Origin of the sequence: Microbacterium marinum, from assembly GCF_014204835.1 — a bacterium.
Lineage (GTDB): Bacteria > Actinomycetota > Actinomycetes > Actinomycetales > Microbacteriaceae > Microbacterium > Microbacterium marinum.
Window position 1 is genome coordinate 2,686,938 of the sequence record NZ_JACHMD010000001.1, and the last position, 23,547, is coordinate 2,710,484.

Sequence of the window (23,547 nt, forward strand, 5' to 3'; positions counted from 1 at the left end):
TGTCCGGCGTCGCCGCGATCACGCGCGTGCGAGCGCCTCCAGCGCAGGCCCGCTCATCCGCTGTGTGGTCCACTCGTCCATCGGCTCCGCACCCAGCGAGCGGTAGAACGCGATGGAGGGCGCGTTCCAGTCGAGCACCGTCCATTCCACCCGCGAGTATCCGCGCTGAAGAGCCACGGCCCCGAGCGACGCGATGAGCGCCTTTCCGTAGCCGCGGCCGCGCTGGTCCGCGTCGACGAAGAGGTCTTCCAGCCAGATGCCGTGGCGGCCGGTCCACGTCGAGTAGGTGAGGAACCAGATCGCTATCCCCACGATGCGCTCCTCGCGCTCGACCACGTGCGCGAAAACCTTGGGATCGGGGCCGAACAGGCTCGATGTGAGGTCGGCAGCGGTGTTCTCGACTGCATCGGGTTCGCGTTCGTAGTCCGCGAGGGCCTGGATCGCCGCCAGCAGCCCCGCCTCGTCCCCGGGCGACGCGGCCCGCAGGACGGTGCCGTCGTCGAAGGTACGCAGGACGGCGCCGTGTTCCGGACTCATGTTTCGAGCGTACGGGTCCGCTGCGGCCCATGGGCGCGCGCCGTGGCCCTGGTGGGCGCCTGCAGCCGGCGGAAGACGGTGTCGCGCGGGAGCGAGATCCGGTCGGCCACCGGCCCGAGTGAGCCCAGCACCACGAGGGTCACGAACCCGGCGATGAGCTTGTCCGCGACAGACGTGACCAGATTCGACGAGAACACCGCAGGCAGGAGTCCCTGCCCGAGCGCCATCCACGACCGCGCCAGATCGTCCAGCGGATGGTGCGACGTCCCGGACAACGCGAACACGATGATGGCTGCGGCGATGACCGAACAGACGAAAGCGACGAGGAGGTTCAGCAGCAGGAATCGGAGCACGGTCCGGCCCATGCCGAAGCGGCGCACGCCGTAGCCCCAGAGGAGGGCACCCGCCACATTCACCGCGGTGAAGAAGATCGACGCCGGGTTGGACAGTGCCATGCCCACGACGTTCGTGGCGACCGCGACGAGCACGCCGTGCCACGGCCCGAGCGCGATCGATGCGATGGCGGTGCCCATCATGTCGAAGAAGAGGGGCACCTGCAGCGCGGACACGAAGCGGTGTCCGAGCAGGTTCGCCGCGATGCAGACGGTGAGCAGGATCAGTGCCACCGAGTGGCGCTCCCACCACCCCGCACGGGCGGTGGTCGCGGGGGCGGTCAGCGGCGGCAGCGTCGCCGCTGCCGGCAGATCGGTCGCAACCTGCGGCCGCTTCTCGGAGTGCGGCGCGGGGTCGCGACGCACGAGCGCGGCCTTCGTGGCGCGCTCACGCCACGACGCCACGGCGGCGTCATCCTCACCGAGGACGGTCGCGATCTCCGCGACGAGCGCAGGGTTCAGACGCGCACGGTCGGCTTTGAACGCGTCGAAGACCGTCGAGCGCGCCACGCGTGCGGCCGACGGGCTCACGCCCGCCGCGACGCGGAGCGCCGCGATGCGCATGGCGATATCGGCATACGTCGCGCCGGAGCGGGATCGGAGGTCCTGGAGCGAGCGGGCGACATCGGCGGATGACTCATCCGGAGTCTCTCCGATGTCGGCTGCCTTCACGATCGATCCCCCTCGGTGCGTGCGACTCCCGAGTGTATCCGGACGTCGGAGCTGTCCGGAGTCGTCCGGGATCGCCCGTCCGTGGCCATTCCGTTACCCGCGGAACGTACCATTCGAGACGCGCCTCTTCTGGGGGGAAGAGTGCGGAGACGGTCGGGCCCGCTCCGCGCGTAGGTGCCCCTGTCCGACCAGCGGGACATGGCGGGATCGGATGCCGGAGGGACGGCGTCCGATCCCCACCTCCCCCGGCATCGCCGCGACTCCTCGTTCAGTCGAGTCCTCGCACGGGGACGCCGATCCATTCAGCGAGGTCTCGGATCTCGGCGTGCACCATCTCGCGCTCTTCGTCGTCGAAGGGGACCAGCTCGTGGACCGCGCCGACGACGAGGTTCTCCTTCCTCTTGTCCAGCGCAGCGTCCAGCAACCCGATGAACCGGTCGCCCACCAGGATCGGATGGGCGAAGTAGCCGTACACGCGCTGACTCTTGGGCTTGAACTGCTCCAGGACGAACTCGAAGTCGAACAGCTCCGCCAGCCGGGGCCGATCGAAGAGCATGCGGTCGTACGGGTTGAGGACAGCCGCGCGGCCGCCGGGATCGTCCTCGAGTGCCGCGATCGCCTCGGGATCGACGCGCCACACCCAGGTGCTCCCCTCGACCCGCGCCTCCTCGCCGGCGACACCGACCCCGCTCCACGACGATTTCTGCCGCGCGATGCCGAGCGCCTGAAGCCGACGCGCGGCGAGAGCCGTCTCGGCATCCTCCGGCGACATCTCGGGGAGCCCGGTCGGGTAGACACGCTCGGCGAGGTCCCACACCCGCTGACGACCGACGCGGCGGCTGACCGCGACCTCTCCGAGATACATCATGAGCTCGAGCATGCGGGGCACCTGATTGGAGCCGTACCAGCCGCCCTCATTCTTCGCCTGCACCTGGGAGGTGTCGGGGATGTCGGCGGCGAGCAGCTCTCCTTCGCTCGTGAGCCTGGCGAGGATATCGGCGCGGAAGCGTGCGTTGGCCTCGAGGTACTCGCGGGTCGCCGCCCGCAGCGTGCGCGTGCGCATCAGTGGCCACAGGAAGGGCAGGAGGCTCGTGGGGCGGAATTGACCGTCGTACTCGAAGAGCTGGCGGTCGGTCTCGACCGCCTTCGACAGCTGCCCCGGCTCGTAGGCCCATCCGATCCGCGACCAGCAGATGGTGTGCTCGCTCGGCGAGATCACGGCGGTGGGGTCGATCTTGATCGCTCCGAGCTGCTCGGCGACCTCCACGACGTCCGCAGGGCGGTCGGCGTCGAGGAGCTGGGCGCGAACGGCGATGCGGCGCGCGTCGTCGCGGGAGAGCCGGTGCATGGGTCGAGGGTAGCGCCAGCCTCCGACCCGCTCAGCCGGTCGGCGCGAGCCGGGCGTCGACGGTGCGGCGCTCGTCGAAGACGAAGCACTCGCCCTGGAAGCCCTCGCCGCCCACCTCTTCGAAGTAGCCGAGAATGCCGCCCTCGAGCTGGCGCGCGTCAATGCCCTCCTCGCGCAGATGGATCGCGGCCTTCTCGCATCGGATGCCGCCGGTGCAGAAGCTCACGACCGTCTTTCCGAGCAGGTCGTCACGGTGCGCATCGGCCGCTCCCGGGAACTCGGTGAACTTCTCGATCCGCCAGTCGACCGCTCCCGTGAAGGTGCCGTGGTCCACCTCGAAGGCGTTCCGGGTGTCGAGGAGCACGACCTCACGACCGTCGTCATCGTGACCCTGCGCGAGCCATCGCTGCAGCACGCGCGGCTCGACGGCCGGCGCACGTCCCTCCGCGGGGCGGATCGCGGGCCGGTCCATCCGGATGATCTCGCGTTTGTGCTTGACGATCATCTTGCGGAAGGGCGCATCCTCCGACCAGCTCTCCTTCGTGGTCAGCGCGGCGAAGCGCTCGTCCTCGCGCAGCTCGTCGACGAAGCCGCGCACCGACGTCGCGGATCCGGCGAGGAACAGGTTGATCCCCTCTTCGGCGACCAGGATGGTCCCCTTGAGCTCCCGCTCGGTCGCCCGCCGCTCGAGCACCGGTCGCAGCGCAGCCGGGTCGGCGATGGGGGTGAAGAGGTAGGCCGAGATGTTCAGAACGGATGCCACGATCCGAGGGTAGTCACTGGCCCTCGGATCGTGGCGCCGCGGAGACTATTGCGCCGACCACCCGCCGTCACTCGCGAGCACGGCGCCGTTGATGTTGACGCCGTCGTCGGAGAGCAGGAACGTGATCGACGCCGCCAGCTGCTCGGCGGTGGCGACCGAGGGGATGAGCCCGTGGAACGCCCCCAGCCGCTCCTGCCCGTACTCCGAGACGTGCGCGGGGAAGGGGATGCCGGTGGCCACACCTCCCGGGGCGACGGCGTTCACTCGGATGCCCTGCGGCCCGTACATGACGGCGGCGCTCTTGGTGAGTCCGATCACGGCGTGCTTGGAGGTCGTGTAGGCGTTGCCGGACGCGCTTCCGCGCAGGGCCGCTTCGGAGGCGACGTTGACGATCGATCCCCGGCCCGCGGCGAGCATGGCGGGCAGGACGGCACGGCTGAGGAGGAAGGGGCCGGTGACGTTGACCGCGAGCACCTTGTGCCACATCGCGTCGGTCGTCTCGGCGAGCGGCGAGAAGTCGTCGTTGATGCCGGCGACGTTCGCGAGGGCGTCGATGCGGTCTCCGGCAGCAGCGACGACGGCGTCGACGGATTCCTGCTCCGTGATGTCGCCGGGGACGACGACGATGTCCGCCTCCGGGAGGGATGCCGCGAACTCGGCGAGCTTCTCGGCCGAGATGTCGGTGGCGACGACGCGGCCGCCTTCGCGGACGATCCGTGCGGCGGTCGCCCGGCCGATCCCGGAGGCGGCGCCCGTCACGATCACCGTCTGGCCGGCGAAGCGGCCCGACGAAATTCGTTCAGTCCACCCGCTCGGCGCGGCGTCGGGCAGCTCGCCGTCGTTCGCCTGCCTGACCAGGTCGTCGACGACCGACTGCGGCATCTGCCCCCGGCTGAGGGCGACCAGCTGCTGGAGCGGGAGCCCGCGCACGGGAGCGAGCGAGTCCTCCGACGCTCCGGACGCGGCGAGGAGGCCGCGGATCAGGGGGCCTCCCACCTCGCTGTCGAGCCAGTCGCCGATCGTCGATGCGGCGGTGAGTGGGGTGCTGGCGGCCATGGTCGAGTCCTCTCCGGATCATTTAATTCCCGTGCGGGAAATGTTACTCTCGCCCGACGATGAAGGGAAGAGGATGATCACGGGCGAGGAGCGACGGCGAGGGCGCGGCAATCGCGCCGGCCTCGACCGCGAGCAGATCCTCACGGCGGCGCGAGGACTCGACCCCGCGACCCTGACGATGCAGCAGGTCGCCGACGCGATCGGGGTGGACCGCAAGGCGCTCAACCACCACGTCACCGATCGCGACAACCTCCTCGAACTGCTCGCCGTCGACGCGTTCCGCCGCCGGTTCGACGCTGCCCACGTCGACCTCGGCGACACGTGGCAGGACGCCTGCCGGGGGTACGCCGCCGCGATGGTGGAGGGGATCATCGACACCGGCGCGTGGCTCGGCTACCTCCGATTCGCGTCACCGCGCGACCTCGCGATCATCGCGCCCGCCGAGACGCTCGCGCGGCGACTGCGTGAGGCCGGATTCGACGTCCTCACGACGAGCCGCGCCATCCACCTGCTGGCGAGCATCTGTCAGGGCTTCGCGCGCGACGCCGTCATCGCCGGACACGCCGCGGAGGATCCGCAGGTCGCCCGCCTGCGCCAGGCGCTCGATGACACCGCGGAGACCTATCCCACGCTGCGCGAGCTGGTCGACGCGCGGGTGGACAACCACGGCGCCGACCAGCTGCGCTTCGACGTCGACGCGTTCCTCGCCGGGATGGAGCGGCTGCTCTGACGCGAGGACCGCTGCCGCTCAGACCTTGGTCGCGGCGTACGCGTCCGATGCGGCATCCAGCGAGGCGATCTCGTCGGCGCTCAGCTCGAGCCGCGCCCCCGCCAGAAGACCGTCGACCTGCTCGACCCGCGAGGCGGAGGCGATCGGGACGGTGCCCTTCGCTCGCAGCCAGCCCAACGCGGCACTGGCCACCGACACGTCGTGAGCGGATGCCGCCTCCTCGAGGGCCGCGATGATGGCGAGGCCCTCGGCGGTCGCGTACGACGCTGCGGTGCCGGCGCGCGGCGATGCCTGGCCCGCCGGGTCGCTCGAGCGGTACTTCCCGGTGAGGAATCCGCTCGCGAGGGCGGAGTAGGGGACGACGGCCAGCCCGAGCTCGTCGGCGACGGGGACGAGGTCGCGTTCGATGGTGCGATCGACGAGGTTGTACCGGGGCTGCACGGCGACGGGCTCGGCGACCCCGAGCTCACGCGCGATGCGCACCCACTCTCGCGTGTTCTCCGCCGAAAAGTTGGAGATCGCGGGGTAGCGAATCAGCCCGTCGGTCACCAGTGCACCGAATGCGGCCACCGTCTCCTCGAGCGGGGTGTCGGGGTCTTCGGCGTGCGCGTAGTAGAGGTCGATCGCCTCGACACCCAGCCGCCGCAGCGATGCCTCTGCGCCGGCCCGCACGTTCGACGCGGACAGGCCCCGGAAGTCGGGGTGCTTGCTGACCTTGGTCGCGACCACGACGCCGTCGGGGCGACGCGACGCCAGCCACTGCCCGATGATCGTCTCGCTCTCGCCGCCGGAGTTTCCCGGAGCCCACGCGCTGTACACATCGGCCGAGTCGACGAAGTCGCCCCCGCCGGCGACGAAGGCGTCGAGGATCGCGAAGGAGGTGTCGCGGTCAGCGGTCCAACCGAACACGTTGCCGCCGAAGCTGAGGGGGAAGACGTCGAGGTCGCTGGTTCCGAGAGCAGTCATGTCCTCGATCCTGACACGGCTGAGAAGAGCGGGCTCCGGTGACCGCGGCCCGGGTCACCGCCCGCGGGATGACTCCAGGATGCCGGCGGCGTTGTCGCCGATCCACGCCATGAGCGGCATCATCCGCTCCATGAGTTCCTCGCCGAGCGGAGTGAGCGCGTACTCGACGCGGGGCGGCACCTCCGGATACGAGGTGCGGGTGACGAGACCGTCGGCGGTGAGGGTGCGCAGGGTGGAGGCGAGCATCTTCTCGCTGACACCGTCCACCGTGCGCCGCAGCTCACCCCAGCGCCGTGTGCCGTCCGTCAGTGCCATCAGCACGAGGACGCCCCACTTGCTCATCACGTGATCCAGGACAGCTCGAGTGGGGCACCCGTCCTCGAAGAGGCCCGGCGACTCCGACCGGAGGAGGTCGAAACTCACCTTCATGTGGGTACCTTACCGAAAAGTGGGTACCCGTGGATCGGAATGCGTACTGCCGGACGGCCGTTGGCCCGCGTGACGCGCATTCGCGCGGACATCGAAAGGACAGCCATGACCATCCTCGTCACCGCCGCCGGCGGACACCTCGGACACCTCGTCGTCGACGCCCTCCTGCGGCGCGGAGCGCGACCCGAGGACATCGTCGCCGGCGCCCGCACGCCCGAGAAGGCGAGCGACCTCGCCGCGCGCGGCGTCCGCGTCACGGCACTCGACTACAACGACCCGTCATCGGTCGCCGCGGCGCTGCAGGGCGTCGACAGCGTCCTGCTGGTCTCCGGGTCCGACCCGGGCGCCCGATTCGAACAGCACCGCACCGTGATCGACGCGGTGCAGGCCGCAGGCGTCGCGAAGCTCGTCTACACCAGCCTCGCGCACACCGACACGATCGACTTCGTGCTCGCCCCCGACCACTCCGCGACCGAGCGGGAGATCGCGGACCGCGGCATCCCCGCCGTGATCCTGCGCAACAACTGGTACATCGAGAACTACGTCGCGGATGCCGCGACCGCCGGCGCCACCGGCGCGCTCGCCGCCGCCGTGGGCGACGCCCGGGTCGCCGCCGCGAGTCGGGCCGACTACGCGGAGGCCGCTGCCGTGGTGCTGCTCGAAGACGGGCACGTGGGCCGGACCTATGAGCTGTCGGGCGACATCGCGGTCTCGTACGCCGAGATCGCCGATGCCCTCGGCTCCGCTCTCGGCCGTGACGTCGCCTACGTCCCCGTGTCGCGCGCGCAGCTGGAAGAGGCGCTCACGGCCGCGGGCCTCGACGCCGGAACCATCGGATTCGTGGCCGAGATGCAGGCGGGGATCGGCCGCGGTGTGCTCGCCGACGCAGACCCCACGCTCGCCCGCCTCATCGGCCGCCCCACGACGCCTTTCGCCGAGGGCATCCGGGCGGCGCTGTCGGCCTGATCCCCTCGCGCGGCATCCGCTGCTTCATTCACGGGAATGGAGCGGGCGGATGCCGCGTTGCGATCGACATGGAACGATTCGGCACGCTCTCCTTCGGCCACTACGGCCCCCTCGGCCGCGGCCGCGAACTCACCGCCGGCGACTCGATGCGCCAGGCGATCGATCTCGCCCAGGGCATGGACGACCTCGGCGCGAACGGCATCTACTTCCGCGTGCACCACTTCGCGCGTCAGCAGTCCTCCCCCATGCCGCTGCTCGCCGCCATCGCCGCGACGACCGAGCGCATCGAGATGGGCACCGGCGTCATCGACATGCGGTACGAGAACCCGCTGTATCTCGCCGAGGAAGCGGCATCCGTCGACCTGATCTCTGACGGCCGCCTGGCGCTCGGCGTCAGCCGCGGCTCACCCGAGTCGGTCGTCAACGGCTACGAGGCGTTCGGCTACACGGGCTCGCAGGACCCGCGCGGCGCCGACATCGCCCGGCAGCACTTCGACACGTTCCTTCGGGCGATCGATGGCGAGGGTCTCGCAGAGCGCGACCCGCACAGCCCGTTCGGCGGCGGGACCGGTCTGCAGCGCATCGAACCGCACTCCCCCGGCCTGCGTTCGCGCGTCTGGTGGGGCGCGGGCAACCGCGACACCGCCGCGTGGGCGGGCACCATGGGCGTCAACCTCATGTCGTCGACCCTGCTCACCGAAGCGGACGGGCGCGAGTTCGATCTGCTGCAGGCCGAGCAGATCGACGCGTTCCGCGGTGCGTGGCGCGAGGCCGGCCACGCCGGGACCCCTCGGGTCTCTGTCAGCCGATCGGTGTTCCCCATCACGACCGCGGAGGACGACCTGTACTTCGGTCGCTCGGCCGAGCAGGGCGGCATCGGCGTGATCGACGGCATGCACGCCACGTTCGGGCGCACCTACGCCGGATCCCCCGACCAGCTCGTCGAGCAGCTCCAGCAGGATGCCGCGGTCGCCGCGGCCGACACGCTGATGCTCACGATCCCGTCGCAGCTGGGCGTGGAGTTCAACCTCCGCATCGTCGAGTCGTTCGCGAAGCACGTCGCGCCGTCGCTCGGCTGGGTGTCCACGCGCTGAGACCTACTTGCAGGTCGAGCGGTCCTCGTCAAGGCAGGCGATCACTCAGCCGGCCGTGGCTATCGTCGAGGGATCCATGCACCGCGCCCCCGCGGACGGAGGATGAGGATGCCCGAAACCCACGACAGCCCCGCCGGAGACCTGCTCGACGGCAGGTACCGCATCGGCGAGCGTCTCGGCCGCGGCGGCATGGCCGATGTGTACCGAGCGATGGACGAACTGCTCGGCCGTGACGTTGCGGTGAAGATCATCCGGCCCGGCGTCGACGGTGTCGCGTCCCCCGAACGCGCCCGAGGCGAGATGAGTGCGCTGGCGACCCTCAACCATCCCTCGCTGGTGACGCTGCTCGACGCCCGACTCGACAACGCCGACGGGCAGGACTACCTCGTGATGGAGCTCGTGGAGGGACCCACCCTCTCCGACGTTCTCCGCGAAGGACCCCTGAGCGAGCACGACACGGCCCGGCTGGCGAGCGAGATCGCCGAAGGTCTGCACGTCGTGCACTCCGCCGATGTCGTCCACCGTGACATCAAGCCGTCGAACGTCCTGCTGGCGCCGGCGCATCTGCCGGGGCTGCGCTATCGCGCCAAGCTCGCGGACTTCGGGATCGCCTACCTCGTCGACGAGGCGCGCGTCACCGAGCCGGGTGATGTGATCGGCACCGCCGCGTACCTCGCTCCCGAGCAGGTGAACGGTGCGGCACCCGCGCCACCGGCAGACGTGTACGCGCTCGGACTCGTGCTGATCGAGGCGCTGTCAGGCCAGCCCGCATTCCCTCACGCCGCAGGAGTCGCCACCGCACTGGCACGCCTGAACGCACCCCCCGAGCTCCCCGTCGCCGTGTCCGCCCCGTGGCGCGATCTCCTGGAGCAGATGACCCGACTCGAACCGTCGGAGCGTCCCTCCGCGCTCGACGTCGCGATCGTGGCATCCCGCCTCATGGGAGTGCCCGAGGAGCCGAGCGCCCCGGTCGCGGCCGCGGGTGCCGCCCCGACGGAGCTCCTCACCGCTGCGCCGGCCGCGGAGAGTGCGAACACCGACGTCCCGACCGAACTGCTCGCTGCCGCGGCCGCCGCACCGCTAGGCGCAGGCGCAGGTGCAGGCGCAGGCGCGGGTGACCCGCCCACCCGGGTGATGCCCGGCCTCGCGTCCGCCGCAGGCGCGACAGCCGCTTCAACCGGTGGAACGGATGCCGCGACCGCACCGACCGACACCGTTCCCGACGACGGCGCGAGTCGTCCGCGGCGACGCCGAACCCTGATCGGTGCCGCAGCGGTCGGAGCCGCCATCCTGGTCGGCGCGGGCGCGTGGGGAATCGGAACTCTCGGCGGGGCGCCGGCACCGGCGTCCGAGGAACCGGCCGTCACCGAGGAGACCCCGAGCACGCCGCGACCCTCCGGCGAACCGACCGACACGGAGGCGGACGGCGAGACGTCCACAGGAGGAGACACCCGTCCGACGGACGAGGAGTCGACTGCGCCCTCCGATGAGGAGTCCTCCTCTCCGGAGCCGGACGCGCCCGCGGAGGAGTCCCCGGCGCCCGCAGACCCGGGCGCAGAGGAACCCGACCCCACGACTCCCGTCGAGCCGGCACCCGAACCGGAGCCGACGACGCCCGTGGAGGAGCCTGCGCCGGAGGAACCCGCCCCCGCGGAGCCGTCTCCGGAGGAACCCGCACCGGACCCCGTGACGACCCCCTGACCGCACCGGATACCGGCACCGCACCCTTCTGAGTGCGTCACCACCCCATGGAGCCGGGAACACCCTTGAAGGGCCCGACCACCCACGACGTCACCCAGCCGCCGTAGAACTTGCCCGGCTGCGGGACGACGGTCTCCCCCGCGACCGTGCACGCATCCATTCCCTGGGCGTAGACCGCGACGCGTCCGGCGAGCGCCTCATAACCAGGCTCGGGCTGCGGATAGTTCCACGCGGCGCGTTCCCGCACCTGCCCGCCACCCCACACATCCAGGTACCGGGCGGCACCCTTGAACTCGCAGAAAGACGAGCCCGCGGCATCCCGCAACGCTCCCGGAACGAAGTCGGCGATCGGCAGGTAGTACACCGGCGGATGGCTGGTCTCGAGCACGCGCACGACGTCCGCCGTGTCGACGATCACCTCGCCGCCCAACGTGATCGTGACGCGCCCCGCCACGGACTCCACTCGCGGCGGACGTGGATACTCCCACACGCTCTCCTGACCGGGGCCGATGGGATCGGGAACGGGATGCCGCATCGACTCAGCGTACGGCCAATTCCCGGCATCCGGCCGCCCGCCAGACGCCTCGCCGATGGATAATGGAGGCATGACGTCGGGGCGTCCCGCTGCCTACAGCGCCATCTCCAACTACTCACGTGTGGAGATCCTTCATCTGCTGCAATCCAACCCGCAGCAGACCATCGGCGATCTCGTCGCCGCCACCGGCCTGCACGCGAACACCGTCCGCGAGCACGTCCAGCGCCTGATCGAACGCGGCTTCGTCGCCAGCGAGATCGAGAAGCGCACCGTCCGCGGCCGCCCCCGCGTGCTCTACCGCGCCGTCGACGGCGACCAGGTCTCCAGCGAAGAGCACCGCCGTAAGGTGCAGGCCGCCATCAGCCGCGGCGAGCTGATGCGCAAGGTCATGCCCGAGACCGCCGGGGCCCTCACCGGCGAGTCCCAGCACCAACTCGACGCCCTCGTCGAACAGCTGCTCGACGGCGGCTTCGACCCCGTCGTCGATGAAGACGACCTCACCGTCGAACTCACCCCCTGCGCGCACGCCGAGTCCCAGGCAGGACACCGCGACAAGCTGTGCGAGGTGCACCTCGGTCTCATGCGCGGCACCCTCCGCGAAGTCGGCGGCCCTCTCGAGGTCGTCGGGATGCGCCCCTCGTGTGATCCGCGCGAATGCGTCATCCAGCTCATGCGTCGCCGCCCCGACACGACCGACTGAGGCCCGCGACGGCGCGCGTCGCCCGCACCCTCGGCGCATCCGCGCACGGCCGGCTATTTTGCACGGCCTGAATCGCCCCGCGGGCCAGCCGCCCGATCGTAGTGTCGGAGCATACCCGTGGAAGGACCAAGCCCGTGGACTTTCTGGACCCGCTCATCCTCGCTCGATGGCAGTTCGGCCTGACGACGCTGTACCACTACCTCTTCGTGCCGCTCACGCTCGGCATGGCCCTCACCGTCGCGGTGTTCCAGACGATCTGGCACCGGACCGGTGACGTGCGGTGGCTGCACCTGACGCGCCTGTTCGGCAAGATCTTCCTCATCAACTTCGCGATGGGCGTCGTCACCGGCATCGTCCAGGAGTTCCAGTTCGGCATGAACTGGTCGTCGTACTCGCGCTTCACCGGCGACGTCTTCGGGGCGCCCCTCGCCTTCGAGGGACTCATGGCCTTCTTCTTCGAGGCCACCTTCATCGGCCTGTGGATCTTCGGGTGGGACAAGCTGCCCCGCCGCATCCACCTGCTCACCATCTGGGCGACCGCCGTGGGATCGATCCTGTCGGCGTACTTCATCCTCACCGCCAACGCGTTCATGCAGAACCCGGTCGGCTACGAGTTCAATCCCGAGACCGGCCGTGCCGAACTCGTCGACTTCTTCGCCCTCCTCACCAACCCTGTCGCCCTCGCCGCGTTCCCGCACACGATCTTCGCGGCCTTCATGTTCGCGGCCGCCGTCATCGTCGCCGTCGCCGCCTTCCACTTGCGCCGCGGGCAGCACGTCGACACCATGCGCCCCGCCCTCCGCTACGGCGCGTGGTTCATGATCGCCTCGTTCGTCGGCACCGCCATCAGCGGCGACCAGCTCGGGCTCGTGATGGTGGAGACGCAGCCGATGAAGATGGCGGCGGCCGAGGCCCTGTGGAACACGGCGTGCGGCGCGGACGCCTCGTTCTCGATCTTCTCCATCGGCACGCCCGACGGCACCGAAGAGGTCTGGTCACTCCGCGTGCCCTACCTGCTCTCGTTCCTCTCGACGCACACGTTCGATGGCTGCGTCGAGGGTCTGAATCAGCTGCAGGCCGACTACGAGCAGATCTACGGCGCCGGCATCGACTACATGCCCGAGGTCTGGGTCACGTACTGGTCGTTCCGCTGGATGATGGGCTTCGGCGGCATCGCGACACTCATCTCCGTCGCCGGCCTCTGGGTCACCCGCAAGAAGGCGAAGCGTCCCGTCGCGGACTGGATGTGGCGCGTCGCGATCTGGTCGGCTCCGCTCCCCCTCTTCGGCAGCCTCGTGGGCTGGATCTTCACCGAGATGGGCCGCCAGCCGTGGATCGTCTTCGGGCTCATGCGCACGGAGGATGGTGTCTCGCCGAGCGTGCCCGGCTGGACCGTGCTCATCTCTCTCGTCGCGTTCACCGCGATCTACGCCGCGCTCGCGGTCGTCGAGTTCCGGCTGATCCTGAAGGCGGCACAGCAGGGCCCCGACCCGCTGCCCGGCCCGGACGACCCCGATCCACGGGACCTTCCCGTCGACCAGACCCCCTCCACGGTCTACTAGGAGCGCGCCATGGATCTCGCCTACCTCTGGTTCTTCGTCGTCGGAGTCCTCTTCGTCGGCTACTTCGTCCTCGACGGCTTCGATTTCGGTGTCGGCATGAGCCTGCCGTTCCTCGGGAAGGACGACGTCTCCCGGCGCCAGGTCATCAACACCATCGGCCCGATCTGGGATCTCAACGAGACCTGGGTGATCGTGGCCGGCGCGTGCCTGTTCGCTGCCTTCCCGGAGTGGTACGCCACCCTGTTCAGCGGCTTCTACCTGCCGCTGCTGCTCATCCTGCTCGCGCTCATCCTCCGTGGGGTCTCCTTCGAGTACCGGCACCAGCGCGAAGGCCTGGCGTGGAAGCGCGGCTTCGACCGCATGATCGTCATCGGCTCCGCCGTGCCCGCGTTCCTCTGGGGTGTCGCCGTCGGCAACATCGTGCAGGGCGTCCCCATCGACGCCGACAAGGAGTTCACCGGCAGTCTCCTCACCCTGCTGAATCCCTACGGCCTGTGGGTGGGCGCGACGACCCTTCTGCTGTTCTTCCTCCACGGCGTGTACTTCGTCGCCCTCAAGACCGACGGACAGGTGCAGGCCGACGCCCACCTCCTCGCAAAGCGCACGTCGATCCCCGCGGTCCTGTTCGCGGCCGGCACCGTCGTCTGGACGGCGGCGATCGCGATCGGCCGCGATGCGCCGCTGCTGTGGGCCGTGTTCGTGTGCGGCGCGGTGGCCGCCGGAACCCTGTTGGCGTCGATCGTGGCGAACCTGCGTCGCAGCGACGGCTGGGCGTTCACCTTCGGCGCGGGCACCATCGTCTTCGCGGTCCTCACGCTGTGGCTGGCCCTGTTCCCCTACGTCATGCCGTCGTCCACCGACCCGGCGTTCTCCCTGACGATCGAGAACGCCTCCAGCACCGACTACACGCTGACGATCATGTCGTGGGCCGCGCTGATCTTCCTCCCCCTGGTCCTCGCGTACCAGGCATGGACCTACTGGATCTTCCGCAAGCGCGTGACCCGCGCCCACATCGAGAAGGCATCCAGCGCCGTCCACTGACACGCGTGTGAGGATTGACGCATGGCATCGGAAGGGCGCACCCGGCAGGGTCCGCTCGACCCTCGGCTGTTGAGGTACGCCGCGGCATCCCGCTTCTTCCTCCTCGCCATCGGCGCGATCGGTCTCGCGCAGACCGCTGCGGTCGTCTGCTTCGCCGCCCTCGTCACGACGGCGATCGTCGACGCGATCGAGGGGCGCGACGTCACCGGCACACTGACGGCCCTGCTCGCGGTCGCGGTCGTCCGTGCCGTGCTCATCTGGGCGCGGGAGACGGTCGCGACCCGCGCCTCCGCGCGCGTCGAGTCGGAACTGCGCCGCGCGCTGCTCGGCGCCATCGACCGCCTCGGTCCGGGATGGCTCGCAACGCAGAGCACCGCCCGCCTCGCTCTCGTCGCCGGACGCGGACTCGACGCGCTCGACGCCTACTTCGGTCGCTACCTCCCCCAGCTGGTGCAGACGGTCATCGCGACGCCGATCCTCGTCGCCGTCATGTGGTGGAGCGACTGGATCTCGGGGCTCACCGTACTGCTGACGCTTCCGCTGATCCCGATCTTCATGATCCTGATCGGCCTGGCCACCCGCATCGTGCAGGATCGCCAGTGGCGCACCCTGACACATCTCGCCTCACGCTTCAGCGACACCGTCCGCGGCCTCGGCACACTGTCGGTCTTCGGTCGCCAGCACCGCGCCGCCGACTCGATCGCCCGGGTGACCGACGCGTATCGCCGTGAGACGATGCGCGTTCTGCGCGTCTCCTTCCTCTCCGGTTTCGCGCTCGAGTTCCTCGCGTCGATCTCGGTGGCCATCGTCGCCGTGTCGATCGGATTCCGTCTGCTCGACGGCACCCTCGTGCTGGCCGTCGGCCTGTTCGTGCTCCTGCTCGCGCCGGAGGCCTACCTGCCCTTGCGCCAGGTGGGTGTGCAGTTCCACGCGTCCAGCGAGGGCGTCGCCGCGACACGTGATGTCTTCGCGGTGCTGGATGCCGCGGCCCAGGCGCCCGCGCCGGCCTCCGCGGGCGACGTCCGTGAGCCGGCGACCTTGACCGTCGACGACCTGCGCGTGCGGGGCCTCCCGCCGGTGTCGTTCACGGCGGCCCCGGGCGACCTGGTCCTCGTCGAGGGTCCGAGCGGAGCCGGCAAGAGCAGCCTGCTCGCCGCGCTCCGCGGGGCCGCCGAGGCCACCGGGAGCGTCCGATTCGGTGACGCGGATGCCGCGCAGCTGCATCCGTCGGATTGGCTCGCCTGGGCGGGCCAGACTCCCGGCCTCGTGGCGGGCACGATCGCCGCGAACGTGTCGCTGGGCGACGACGCGATGCCCGCGGATACCGTACGCGATGCCCTCCGGCGCGCCGGCGCCGACGAGCTCGACCCGTCGCGCGAGCTCGGCGTGCAGGGCGGCGGACTCTCGGGCGGACAGGCGCAGCGGGTCGCCGTGGCGCGGGCGATCGCCCGTCACCTGCGCGGACGGGCGCCGGTGCTGGCGCTGGACGAGCCGTCGGCCGCGCTGGACGCGGACACCGAGACGATCCTGTGGCGAGAGCTCCGCGCCCTCGCCGACGGCGGCGCGATCGTCCTGCTCGTCTCGCACCGCGCGTCTGCGCGCGCGGTGGCCGACCGGGTCGTGCACGTGGGACTCGGGGTGACGACATGACGACCACCGCGGACGTGCTGCGGATGTCCCTTCCCGCGCCCCGCCGCTTCTGGCCGGCACTCGCCTCAGGTTTCCTGTCCGAGGGGTCGGCGGTCGCCCTGCTGGCGGTGTCGGCGTGGCTGATCGTGCGGGCGTCGGAGCAGCCGCTCGTGATGTACATCACCGCCGCCGTCGTGGGCGTCCGCGCCTTCGCGCTCTCGCGAGCCGTCTTCCGCTACACAGAGCGGCTCTCCAGCCACGATGCGGCGCTCCGAGAGCTGGCGGCGACGCGGACGGATCTCGTCCGGCGGCTCATCCCCCACGCGCCCGCAGGCCTCGGGCGCACGTCGCGCGGGTCCACCTTGGCCGCTCTCGTCGACGACGTCGATGAGCTCCAGAACCTTCCCCTGCGGGTCGTCCTCCCGTTGGTCTCGTCGGCGACAGTGGCTCTCGCTTCGGTCGTGCTCGTCACGTTCGTGTGGTGGCCTGCGGGGCTGGTCCTCCTCGGGTGCCTTCTCGCCGCCGCCGGTGTCGCCGTGGGCTGGGGCTGGCTCTCGGGCGCTCGGGCCGAGCGCGCCATCGCGCCGTTGCGCGCCCGACTCGCCGATGCGGTGCTCGATCATCTCGGCAGCCTCGACGTGCTCGTCGCCTACGGCGCCACGGACGCCAGCCGACGGCGGATCCACGCGGCCGACGACGACCTCCGCCGCGCATCGACGCGGCGCGCGGTGGCGCAGGCCGGCACGACAGCGGTCGTGTCGCTCGCGGCCGGCCTTGCCACGCTGATCACGCTGGCTCTGGCCGCACCGACCGTCGCGCAGGGCGGTCTCGCGGGTCCTGCGCTGGCCGTCGTCGCGCTCGTGCCGATGGCGGTGTTTGAGGTGTTCACCTCGGTGCCGCTCGCCGCATCCGCCTGGCGTCAGGTGCGATCCGCCGCCTCGCGGGTTGCGGCCGCGGTGCCCGCCGAGCAGTCGCCGCACATCCCCCGATCCGACGCCGCATCCGGCGTCGCACCGCCCCTCGGCAGGGGTCTCTCGCTCCGCGGCGTCTCCGCGACCTGGCCCGGTGACGGGGCGCCTACCCTCGTCGACGTCGACCTCGACGTGGCGCCAGGCGAGCGCGTCCTCGTCGTGGGTGCGAGCGGGGCCGGCAAGACCACCCTCGCGTACGCGCTCGTGCGCTTCCTCGAGGCTGAGGGGATCTACACGATCGGCGGCACCCGCGTGCACGATCTCGCCCCCGACGACGTGCGCCTGACCGTCGGGCTGTGCGAACAGCGTCCGATGCTGTTCGACGAGGACATCCGCCAGAACCTCCTGTTCGCGAAGGACACCGCCGGCGACGCCGAACTGGAGCAGGTCCTCGGGCGCGTGGGGCTCGGACCCTGGCTCCGAGAGCGCGGAGGCCTCGATGCACGCGTCGGCGAGCGCGGCGCGCTCGTCTCGGGCGGTCAGGCCCAGCGCCTCGGCCTCGCTCGCGCGCTCCTGCGCGACTTCCCCGTCCTGGTGCTCGACGAACCCACGGCCGGCGTCGACGCCGCGGCATCCGATCGCCTGCTGACCGACATGCTCACCGCCATCGGGAACGACCGTGCGGTGATCCTCATCTCCCACGTGGACGTGCCGAGCGGGCTCGTCGACCGCACGGTGCGCCTGGCCGGCGGCCGGGTCGTCGGCTGATCCGTCCCCTCAGCGGCGCGAGCGGTCGTCACCGGCCTCGGCGGCCGCCGCGATCCGGTTCGCCATCCCTCGGAAGATGAAGCCGTGGAAGGGCAGCACGGCGAGCCAGTACAGTCGACCGGCGAGCCCTCGCGGGAAGAACACCGCGCGCTGGTCGTACCGGGAACCTGCCCCCTCGGGAGAAGCGCGGAGTTCGAGCCAGGCGAGGCCGGGCACCTTCATCTCCGCACGTAGGCGCAGCAGCGTCCCCGGCTCGACGGCCTCGACGCGCCAGAAGTCGATCGCATCGCCTGCGGCCACGCGACCGCGGCTGCGCCGGCCCCGCTGCAGCCCGACCCCGCCCACGAGGCGGTCCATCCAGCCGCGCACGGCCCAGAGGAAGGGGGACGAGTACCAGCCGTTCTCGCCGCCGATGCCGACGATCACCCGCCACAGCTTGTCGGGCGCGGCCGTCGTCGTCGCCGACTTCACGTCGGTGAACACCGTGCGGCCCGCCCAATCGGGGTCGCTCGGCAGCGGGTCGCTCGGCACCGAGCTCACCTCGGCATCCTGCCAACTCGTCTCCACGGCGTCCGATTCCACGCGGCGCAGCGCCAAGCGCACCGCCTCGCGGTACGGCGTGAGACCGCCCTCGGGCCGGGGCAGCAGATCATCGACGGAGTGGTCGTCCATCACGCACTCGTTCTGCAGGGACGCGATCAGCGGCCGCGCGATCGCGCGGGGCACCGGCGTCACCAGGTTCACCCAGTGCGACGCGAGGCCCGGGGTGAGCACCGGGAGCGCCGCGATGGCCCGCTGGCGGAGCCCGGCCTCGAGGGCGTAGCCGTTCATCATCTGCCCGTAGCGCAGCACGTCGGGCCCGCCGATGTCGACCGCCCGGTTCACGTCCGGCCCCACGCGCGCCGCCGCGAGCAGGTAGTGCAGCACATCGCGGACGGCGATCGGCTGGATGCGGTTCCTCACCCATTTCGGCGCCGGCATGTACGGAAGCACCTCGGTCAGGTGCCGGATCATCTCGAACGAGGCGGACCCCGAGCCGATGACGACCCCCGCCTGCAGCACCAGCGTCGGCACTCCGCTGGCCAGGAGGGTCTCCCCCACCTCGACCCGGGAGCGCAGATGCGGACTCAGCGCGACTCCGGACGGGTGCAGCCCGCCCAGGTACACGATTCGCCCGACGGATGCCGCGGCCGCGGCCTCCGCGACGACGCGAGCAGCACGCAGGTCCTTCGCCTCGAAGTCGGTTCCTCCGCCCATCGAGTGGATCAGGTAGAAGACGACGTCGACATCCGCCATCGCTCGAGCCGCGGCATCCGCGTCGTCCGCGGAACCCTCAGCCACCTCCACCTCGGCGCCCCACACGAAGGCGTTCACCCGGTCAGGCGTGCGGGCCAGCACGCGAACCCGGTAGCCGGCGGCGAGCAGTCGGGGGACGAGCCTGCCGCCGATGTACCCGGTGCCGCCGAGCACGAGCGCGCGGGGCGCCGAACCGTCGGAGCGCGGGAGCGCCTGAAGCCCGGGCTCGCGGCCGGTGGGCGCCGAGAGAACGTCGTCGGAGGGCTTCGGAATCGACTCTGCCATGCCGCCACGGTAGGACTCCTCCCTCGCGCTCGCACACGGTTGCCGCAACGGACAGAACGCGGTAGGACGGCCCGGAACGCCTCCCCCACTGTTGTCAAGACCCCGACCCGAAAGGTGCGCTCACCGGCCGTTCCCGTATCGTGGAAAGATGCCTAGATCTTCCCGGAAGTCCGCGGCTCTGCCCTCCACGCCCTCGCTCACCCACCCGAGCGACCCGCCCCGCCTCGAGGTCGACGACGTCATCGTCGTCGACAAGAAGCGCATCCGCACCGCCATCGGCGGCACGGTCGTCGGCAATTTCATGGAGTGGTTCGACTTCGGGATCTACGGCTATCTCGCCGTCACCCTCGCGGTCGTCTTCACCGCAGACCTCCCCGACCCGTGGGGACTTCTGGTGACCCTGCTCGGGTTCGCGATCTCGTTCCTCGTCCGCCCGATCGGCGGGCTCGTGCTCGGCCCGCTGGGCGACAAGATCGGCCGGCAGAAGGTCCTCTTCTTCACGATGGCGATGATGGCCGTCGCCACGGCGCTGATCGGTGTCCTGCCCACGAGCGCGCAGATCGGCCTGTGGGCCATCGTCCCGCTGTACGTCCTGAAGATGGTCCAGGGATTCTCCACTGGCGGCGAGTACGCGGGTGCGACGACCTACGTCGCCGAATTCTCCCCCGACCGTCGCCGCGGCTTCTGGTCATCGTGGCTCGATCTCGGCTCGTACGTCGGCTTCGCCGCGGGCGCGTCGGTCGTGGCGCTCACGACGGTGATCACCCAGGGCATCTGGGGTGAGGACGCGATGGTCGAGTTCGGGTGGCGCATCCCGTTCCTCGTCGCGATCCCGCTCGGCATCGTCGCGATCTGGTTCCGCTTGAAGATCCCTGAGACCCCCGCCTACGAGAGCACCGCCGGCCGCGAGGACGAGATCTCCCCCGACGACCCGCTCGCGCGTCACGGCATCGGCGGCATCCTGCGTCACCACTGGCGGGAGGTCCTCATCGGCATCGCGATCGTCGCGGCGACCAACACCGCCGGCTACGCGCTCACCAGCTACATGCCCACCTACCTCGAGAACGAGGTGGGCATCTCCAACCTGGGCGCGGCGGTCGCCACGGTTCCCGTCCTCATCGTGATGTCGGCCTGCCTCCCTCTCATCGGCCTCCTCAGCGACCGGATCGGCCGTCGGCCGGTGTACCTCATCGCGGCCGGGTCGACACTCGTGCTGATGGTGCCGGCGTTCGCGGTCATGCAGATCGGCGAGGAGTGGGCGGTGTTCATCGCCCTCGCGATGGTCGCGATCCCGGTCGCGTTCTACGTGGCGGTGTCGGCGTCGGCGCTGCCGGCCCTCTTCCCGACGGCGTCCCGCTTCGGCGCGATGGCCATCGCCTACAACGTGTCGGTGTCGCTCTTCGGCGGAACGACGCCCCTCTTCAGCCAGGGCCTGATCGAACTCACCGGCAACACCTACATGCCGGCGTTCTACATCATGTTCTTCGCGGCGCTCGGCGCTGTCGCCTTGCTCTCGATGCGCGAGAGCGCGGGGCGTCCCCTCCTCGGGTCGGTACCCACGGTCGAGACCGTCGCAGAGGCCGAGCACGTCGTCGAGCACCAGGACGAGGATCCCCGCATCGACACCTCGACCATGCCGATCCCGCTCGTGCGCTCCTGAGTTCCGTCAGAGCGTGATGGCGAACGCCTGCACCCCTGCGTGCGACGGGAGCGGGGCGAACCCGAGCTTCGTGTAGAAGGCGAGCGCGCCGGTGTTCGCGGCCGACGACACGAGGTGCAGCCGGTCGACCCCCCGAGCCCGGAGCGCCTCGGAGAACTCGCCGATGAGACGGCGACCCCAGCCCTGACCCTGCACCTGCGGGAGCAGGTCGATGTGGAGGTGCGCCGGGTGCTCCCGGGAGTACGGCTCGGAGCCTGCCCGCCGCCCGTAGGCGTAGATGAGGGTGCCATCCTGGCGAGACTGCTCTGACGCCGGCTTCGGCCAGCGCTCGGCGAACCGCGGCCACCACTTGCGGGCGAACCAGTCTTCGAAGGCGTCGGTGTCATCGGTCCCGACCACGTAGCCGACGACAGATCCCCCGTCGCCCTCGACGACGAAGGCGAGGTCGGGATGCCGTGCCACGTACGGCAGCACGAACACCTCGCCCCACAGGTCGTCGTCGGCGAAGATGCCGGTGCCGTCGGCGCCCGCGTCGGCGGTGCGCAGGCAGATCTCCGAGAGCGCCGGCTCGTCGCCGGGGCGGAAGGGACGGATGTGCGTCATCGCCGCTTCACCGCCGGCCGTTGCCGAAGACGCCGCGGATCACGCCGGTGATGATGCGCTCGGTCGTCTTCGACCCGAGGATCTGTTCCAGCGGCCCCTTCTCGGCGCGACGCGTGGTTCGGCTCGTGCCACCGGTCTTCTTCATCAGCCGGTCGTACTCCTTCTGCGCGTCGCGCTCCGCCTTCTCCTGGGCCTTGTCGATTGCGGCCTTCTGGGCGGCGTACTCGGCGTCGTCTTTCGCCTTCTGCGCCGCCGCGAGGGCCGCCTGCGCCGCGGCATCCGCTGCCGCCATCTTCGCCGCGAGGATCTCGCGGGCCGATTCGCGGTCGATCGCGGTGCCGTACTTCGCCAGCAGCGGCGACGCCGAGACGGCGGAGACGATGGCGGGCTCGGGGGTGGGCGACATGAGCCCCTGCGGCGCGCGAAGACGCGTCCAGGCGACCGGAGTCGGGGCACCCTTCTCACTCATCACCGTGACGATCGCCTCGCCCGTGCCGAGCTCCTGCAGCACCCGGTCGAGGTCGTACCCCGACGTCGGATAGGTGCCCACCGTCGCGCGCAGCGCTTTCGCGTCGTCGGGGGTGAAGGCGCGCAGCGCGTGCTGGATGCGCGAACCGAGCTGGCCGAGGACGTCGGCGGGGACGTCCTTCGGCGTCTGGGTGACGAAGAAGACACCCACTCCCTTCGAACGGATCAGACGGACGGTCTGCACGATCGCCGCCGTGAAGCTCTTCGACGCATCGGTGAACAGCAAGTGCGCCTCGTCGAAGAAGAACACCAGCTTCGGCTTGTCGAGATCGCCCACCTCGGGGAGGATCTCGAACAGCTCCGCGAGCAGGTACATCAGGAAGGTCGAGAACAGCGCCGGCTTGTCGGCGACACCCGGCACCTCCAGCAGCGAGATGATCCCCCGCCCGTCGTCGGCGAGCCGGAGGAAGTCCTGCACGTCGAACTCCGGCTCGCCGAAGAAGACGTCGGCGCCATCGTCGGCGAAGGTGATCAGCTCGCGCAGGATCACGCCGGCCGTCGCGGACGAGAGCCCGCCGAGCTGCTTCAGCTCGGGCTTGCCCTCGTCGCTCGTGAGGAAGCTCAGCACCGCGCGCAGGTCGGCGAGATCGACGAGCGCGAGGCCGTTCTCATCGGCGTAGTGGAACACGAGCCCGAGGCTGGACTCCTGGGTCTCGTTGAGGCCGAGCACCTTGCTCAGCAGGAGGGGTCCGAATCCGCTGACGGTGGCACGGACCGGCACTCCTCGGCCGACGCCACCGAGGGCGAAGTACTCCGTTGCGGATGCCGCCGGCGCCCAGTCCTGCCCGATCGCAGCGGTCCGCGCCAGCAGCTTCTCGCTCGGCTCCCCGGGCGTCGCGACACCGCTGAGGTCGCCCTTGATGTCCGCGGCGAAGACGGGGACGCCCTTCGCGGCCAGTTGCTCCGCAAGCCCCTGCAGGGTGCGTGTCTTGCCGGTGCCGGTCGCGCCGGCGATGAGTCCGTGCCGGTTCGTCATCGCGAGCGGGATGCGGATCTGCGCCTGCGGCACGGGCTCGCTGTTCATCAGCGCACCGAGTCCGAGAGCCTCGTCCTCGAAGGTGTACCCGGCGACGATGGCGGCGATCTCATCGGCATCCAGTGGTCCCGTTGTGCGAGGCGTCGGGGCTTGACGCACCGTCGCCTGAGGCGCGGCGGCATCCGCTGCGGGAGCTTCGGGTGCAGGGGCCGTCGGGGCGTCGGGTGCAGGGGCCGTCGGGGCCTCGGGCGGACTCGACGCGCCGTCCTCCGCCGCCGCCGCTCGGGCCGCGGCGAGCGCCGCGTTCGCCTGAGCGAGCTTCAGAGCGGCCTCCGCCGCGGCGGCCTCGGCTTCGAGTCGGGCGAGTTCAGCGGCTGCCACCTCATCGTGCGCGGTCAT

General features: G+C 70.6%; 21 protein-coding genes. 10 read left to right on the top strand and 11 right to left on the bottom strand.

Features of this window, described 5'->3' with window-relative positions; genetic code table 11:
• Nucleotides 1–18 precede the first annotated feature (18 nt).
• The 5 genes from BKA24_RS13270 to BKA24_RS13290 form a co-directional block, all read right to left on the bottom strand.
• Nucleotides 19–537: a GNAT family N-acetyltransferase gene (locus tag BKA24_RS13270; RefSeq protein ID WP_184219091.1), complete on the bottom strand. Its 519-nt coding sequence runs from the start codon at nucleotides 535–537 to the stop codon at nucleotides 19–21.
• Nucleotides 534–1,601: an ECF transporter S component gene (locus BKA24_RS13275; protein WP_184219095.1), complete on the bottom strand. Its 1,068-nt coding sequence runs from the start codon at nucleotides 1,599–1,601 to the stop codon at nucleotides 534–536. The genes BKA24_RS13270 and BKA24_RS13275 overlap by 4 nt, the downstream gene beginning before the upstream one ends.
• Before the next feature lie 268 nt (nucleotides 1,602–1,869).
• Nucleotides 1,870–2,949: a DNA glycosylase AlkZ-like family protein gene (locus BKA24_RS13280; protein WP_184219098.1), complete on the bottom strand. Its 1,080-nt coding sequence runs from the start codon at nucleotides 2,947–2,949 to the stop codon at nucleotides 1,870–1,872.
• A 31-nt stretch (nucleotides 2,950–2,980) separates the two neighbouring features.
• Entirely contained in the window at nucleotides 2,981–3,712 is a 732-nt protein-coding gene (locus BKA24_RS13285; RefSeq protein WP_184219102.1) for a sulfurtransferase, read from the bottom strand.
• A 45-nt stretch (nucleotides 3,713–3,757) separates the two neighbouring features.
• Nucleotides 3,758–4,768 carry an SDR family NAD(P)-dependent oxidoreductase gene (locus BKA24_RS13290; protein WP_184219105.1) on the bottom strand — a complete coding sequence of 337 codons (1,011 nt, stop codon included), beginning with the start codon at nucleotides 4,766–4,768 and terminating at the stop codon, nucleotides 3,758–3,760.
• A 73-nt stretch (nucleotides 4,769–4,841) separates the two neighbouring features.
• Here BKA24_RS13290 and BKA24_RS13295 point away from each other — a divergent pair, with 73 nt between their 5' ends.
• Complete coding sequence (locus BKA24_RS13295; RefSeq protein ID WP_184219108.1) at nucleotides 4,842–5,498, top strand: TetR family transcriptional regulator; 657 nt, start codon at nucleotides 4,842–4,844, stop codon at nucleotides 5,496–5,498.
• A gap of 18 nt (nucleotides 5,499–5,516) precedes the next feature.
• Here the strand turns inward: BKA24_RS13295 and BKA24_RS13300 are convergent, their stop codons facing one another.
• Together BKA24_RS13300 and BKA24_RS13305 are read right to left on the bottom strand one after the other, a co-directional pair.
• Nucleotides 5,517–6,464: an aldo/keto reductase gene (locus BKA24_RS13300; protein ID WP_184219111.1), complete on the bottom strand. Its 948-nt coding sequence runs from the start codon at nucleotides 6,462–6,464 to the stop codon at nucleotides 5,517–5,519.
• Nucleotides 6,465–6,518: 54 nt separating this feature from the next.
• Nucleotides 6,519–6,893, bottom strand: a complete 375-nt coding sequence (locus BKA24_RS13305) for a winged helix-turn-helix transcriptional regulator (protein ID WP_184219114.1) — start codon at nucleotides 6,891–6,893, stop codon at nucleotides 6,519–6,521.
• Between the two features lie 105 nt (nucleotides 6,894–6,998).
• Here BKA24_RS13305 and BKA24_RS13310 point away from each other — a divergent pair, with 105 nt between their 5' ends.
• The 3 genes from BKA24_RS13310 to BKA24_RS13320 all read left to right on the top strand — a co-directional run bounded on the left by BKA24_RS13310 (nucleotide 6,999) and on the right by BKA24_RS13320 (nucleotide 10,654).
• Nucleotides 6,999–7,859 carry an SDR family oxidoreductase gene (locus tag BKA24_RS13310; protein WP_184219117.1) on the top strand — a complete coding sequence of 287 codons (861 nt, stop codon included), beginning with the start codon at nucleotides 6,999–7,001 and terminating at the stop codon, nucleotides 7,857–7,859.
• Nucleotides 7,860–7,927: 68 nt separating this feature from the next.
• On the top strand, nucleotides 7,928–8,953 hold the full coding sequence (locus BKA24_RS13315; RefSeq protein WP_184219120.1) for an LLM class flavin-dependent oxidoreductase: 1,026 nt from the start codon (nucleotides 7,928–7,930) through the stop codon (nucleotides 8,951–8,953).
• Between the two features lie 108 nt (nucleotides 8,954–9,061).
• Complete coding sequence (locus tag BKA24_RS13320; protein ID WP_184219123.1) at nucleotides 9,062–10,654, top strand: serine/threonine-protein kinase; 1,593 nt, start codon at nucleotides 9,062–9,064, stop codon at nucleotides 10,652–10,654.
• A gap of 37 nt (nucleotides 10,655–10,691) precedes the next feature.
• On the opposite strand, the gene BKA24_RS13325 is transcribed toward BKA24_RS13320, so the two are convergent.
• A complete protein-coding gene (locus BKA24_RS13325) occupies nucleotides 10,692–11,189 on the bottom strand; it encodes a DUF427 domain-containing protein (protein ID WP_184219126.1) in 498 nt (165 codons plus the stop codon).
• Between the two features lie 70 nt (nucleotides 11,190–11,259).
• On the opposite strand from BKA24_RS13325, the gene BKA24_RS13330 reads away from it, so the two are divergent.
• The 5 genes from BKA24_RS13330 to cydC all read left to right on the top strand — a co-directional run bounded on the left by BKA24_RS13330 (nucleotide 11,260) and on the right by cydC (nucleotide 17,800).
• A complete protein-coding gene (locus BKA24_RS13330) occupies nucleotides 11,260–11,889 on the top strand; it encodes a winged helix-turn-helix transcriptional regulator (RefSeq protein WP_184219129.1) in 630 nt (209 codons plus the stop codon).
• A 134-nt stretch (nucleotides 11,890–12,023) separates the two neighbouring features.
• Complete coding sequence (locus BKA24_RS13335) at nucleotides 12,024–13,451, top strand: cytochrome ubiquinol oxidase subunit I (RefSeq protein ID WP_184219132.1); 1,428 nt, start codon at nucleotides 12,024–12,026, stop codon at nucleotides 13,449–13,451.
• A gap of 9 nt (nucleotides 13,452–13,460) precedes the next feature.
• Complete coding sequence (gene cydB, locus BKA24_RS13340) at nucleotides 13,461–14,492, top strand: cytochrome d ubiquinol oxidase subunit II (RefSeq protein ID WP_184219153.1); 1,032 nt, start codon at nucleotides 13,461–13,463, stop codon at nucleotides 14,490–14,492.
• Between the two features lie 21 nt (nucleotides 14,493–14,513).
• Nucleotides 14,514–16,142 carry a thiol reductant ABC exporter subunit CydD gene (gene cydD / locus BKA24_RS13345; RefSeq protein WP_184219156.1) on the top strand — a complete coding sequence of 543 codons (1,629 nt, stop codon included), beginning with the start codon at nucleotides 14,514–14,516 and terminating at the stop codon, nucleotides 16,140–16,142.
• Entirely contained in the window at nucleotides 16,139–17,800 is a 1,662-nt protein-coding gene (gene cydC / locus BKA24_RS13350; RefSeq protein WP_184219159.1) for a thiol reductant ABC exporter subunit CydC, read from the top strand. The genes cydD and cydC overlap by 4 nt, the downstream gene beginning before the upstream one ends.
• 9 nt (nucleotides 17,801–17,809) lie before the next feature.
• Here cydC and BKA24_RS13355 read toward each other — a convergent pair whose 3' ends face one another.
• Nucleotides 17,810–19,381 carry an SDR family oxidoreductase gene (locus BKA24_RS13355; RefSeq protein WP_184219163.1) on the bottom strand — a complete coding sequence of 524 codons (1,572 nt, stop codon included), beginning with the start codon at nucleotides 19,379–19,381 and terminating at the stop codon, nucleotides 17,810–17,812.
• A gap of 148 nt (nucleotides 19,382–19,529) precedes the next feature.
• On the opposite strand from BKA24_RS13355, the gene BKA24_RS13360 reads away from it, so the two are divergent.
• Nucleotides 19,530–21,041: an MFS transporter gene (locus BKA24_RS13360; protein ID WP_184219165.1), complete on the top strand. Its 1,512-nt coding sequence runs from the start codon at nucleotides 19,530–19,532 to the stop codon at nucleotides 21,039–21,041.
• A 6-nt stretch (nucleotides 21,042–21,047) separates the two neighbouring features.
• Here BKA24_RS13360 and BKA24_RS13365 read toward each other — a convergent pair whose 3' ends face one another.
• The gene (locus tag BKA24_RS13365) at nucleotides 21,048–21,644 is read right to left on the bottom strand and encodes a GNAT family N-acetyltransferase (protein WP_184219168.1); all 597 of its coding nucleotides are present in this window, start codon (nucleotides 21,642–21,644) and stop codon (nucleotides 21,048–21,050) included.
• A 7-nt stretch (nucleotides 21,645–21,651) separates the two neighbouring features.
• Nucleotides 21,652–23,547: a helicase HerA-like domain-containing protein gene (locus tag BKA24_RS13370; RefSeq protein WP_184219171.1), complete on the bottom strand. Its 1,896-nt coding sequence runs from the start codon at nucleotides 23,545–23,547 to the stop codon at nucleotides 21,652–21,654.

Bases quoted from the DNA above. Each gene is read 5' to 3' on its own strand.
- cydB (WP_184219153.1), top strand. From the start codon at position 13,461: ATGGATCTCGCCTACCTCTGGTTCTTCGTCGTCGGAGTCCTCTTCGTC.
- BKA24_RS13270 (WP_184219091.1), bottom strand. From the start codon at position 537: ATGAGTCCGGAACACGGCGCCGTCCTGCGTACCTTCGACGACGGCACC.
- BKA24_RS13330 (WP_184219129.1), top strand. From the start codon at position 11,260: ATGACGTCGGGGCGTCCCGCTGCCTACAGCGCCATCTCCAACTACTCA.
- BKA24_RS13355 (WP_184219163.1), bottom strand. From the start codon at position 19,381: ATGGCAGAGTCGATTCCGAAGCCCTCCGACGACGTTCTCTCGGCGCCC.
- BKA24_RS13315 (WP_184219120.1), top strand. From the start codon at position 7,928: ATGGAACGATTCGGCACGCTCTCCTTCGGCCACTACGGCCCCCTCGGC.
- BKA24_RS13310 (WP_184219117.1), top strand. From the start codon at position 6,999: ATGACCATCCTCGTCACCGCCGCCGGCGGACACCTCGGACACCTCGTC.
- BKA24_RS13370 (WP_184219171.1), bottom strand. From the start codon at position 23,547: ATGACCGCGCACGATGAGGTGGCAGCCGCTGAACTCGCCCGACTCGAA.
- cydC (WP_184219159.1), top strand. From the start codon at position 16,139: ATGACGACCACCGCGGACGTGCTGCGGATGTCCCTTCCCGCGCCCCGC.
- BKA24_RS13295 (WP_184219108.1), top strand. From the start codon at position 4,842: ATGATCACGGGCGAGGAGCGACGGCGAGGGCGCGGCAATCGCGCCGGC.
- BKA24_RS13290 (WP_184219105.1), bottom strand. From the start codon at position 4,768: ATGGCCGCCAGCACCCCACTCACCGCCGCATCGACGATCGGCGACTGG.
- BKA24_RS13325 (WP_184219126.1), bottom strand. From the start codon at position 11,189: ATGCGGCATCCCGTTCCCGATCCCATCGGCCCCGGTCAGGAGAGCGTG.
- BKA24_RS13300 (WP_184219111.1), bottom strand. From the start codon at position 6,464: ATGACTGCTCTCGGAACCAGCGACCTCGACGTCTTCCCCCTCAGCTTC.
- cydD (WP_184219156.1), top strand. From the start codon at position 14,514: ATGGCATCGGAAGGGCGCACCCGGCAGGGTCCGCTCGACCCTCGGCTG.
- BKA24_RS13305 (WP_184219114.1), bottom strand. From the start codon at position 6,893: ATGAAGGTGAGTTTCGACCTCCTCCGGTCGGAGTCGCCGGGCCTCTTC.
- BKA24_RS13360 (WP_184219165.1), top strand. From the start codon at position 19,530: ATGCCTAGATCTTCCCGGAAGTCCGCGGCTCTGCCCTCCACGCCCTCG.
- BKA24_RS13320 (WP_184219123.1), top strand. From the start codon at position 9,062: ATGCCCGAAACCCACGACAGCCCCGCCGGAGACCTGCTCGACGGCAGG.
- BKA24_RS13280 (WP_184219098.1), bottom strand. From the start codon at position 2,949: ATGCACCGGCTCTCCCGCGACGACGCGCGCCGCATCGCCGTTCGCGCC.
- BKA24_RS13365 (WP_184219168.1), bottom strand. From the start codon at position 21,644: ATGACGCACATCCGTCCCTTCCGCCCCGGCGACGAGCCGGCGCTCTCG.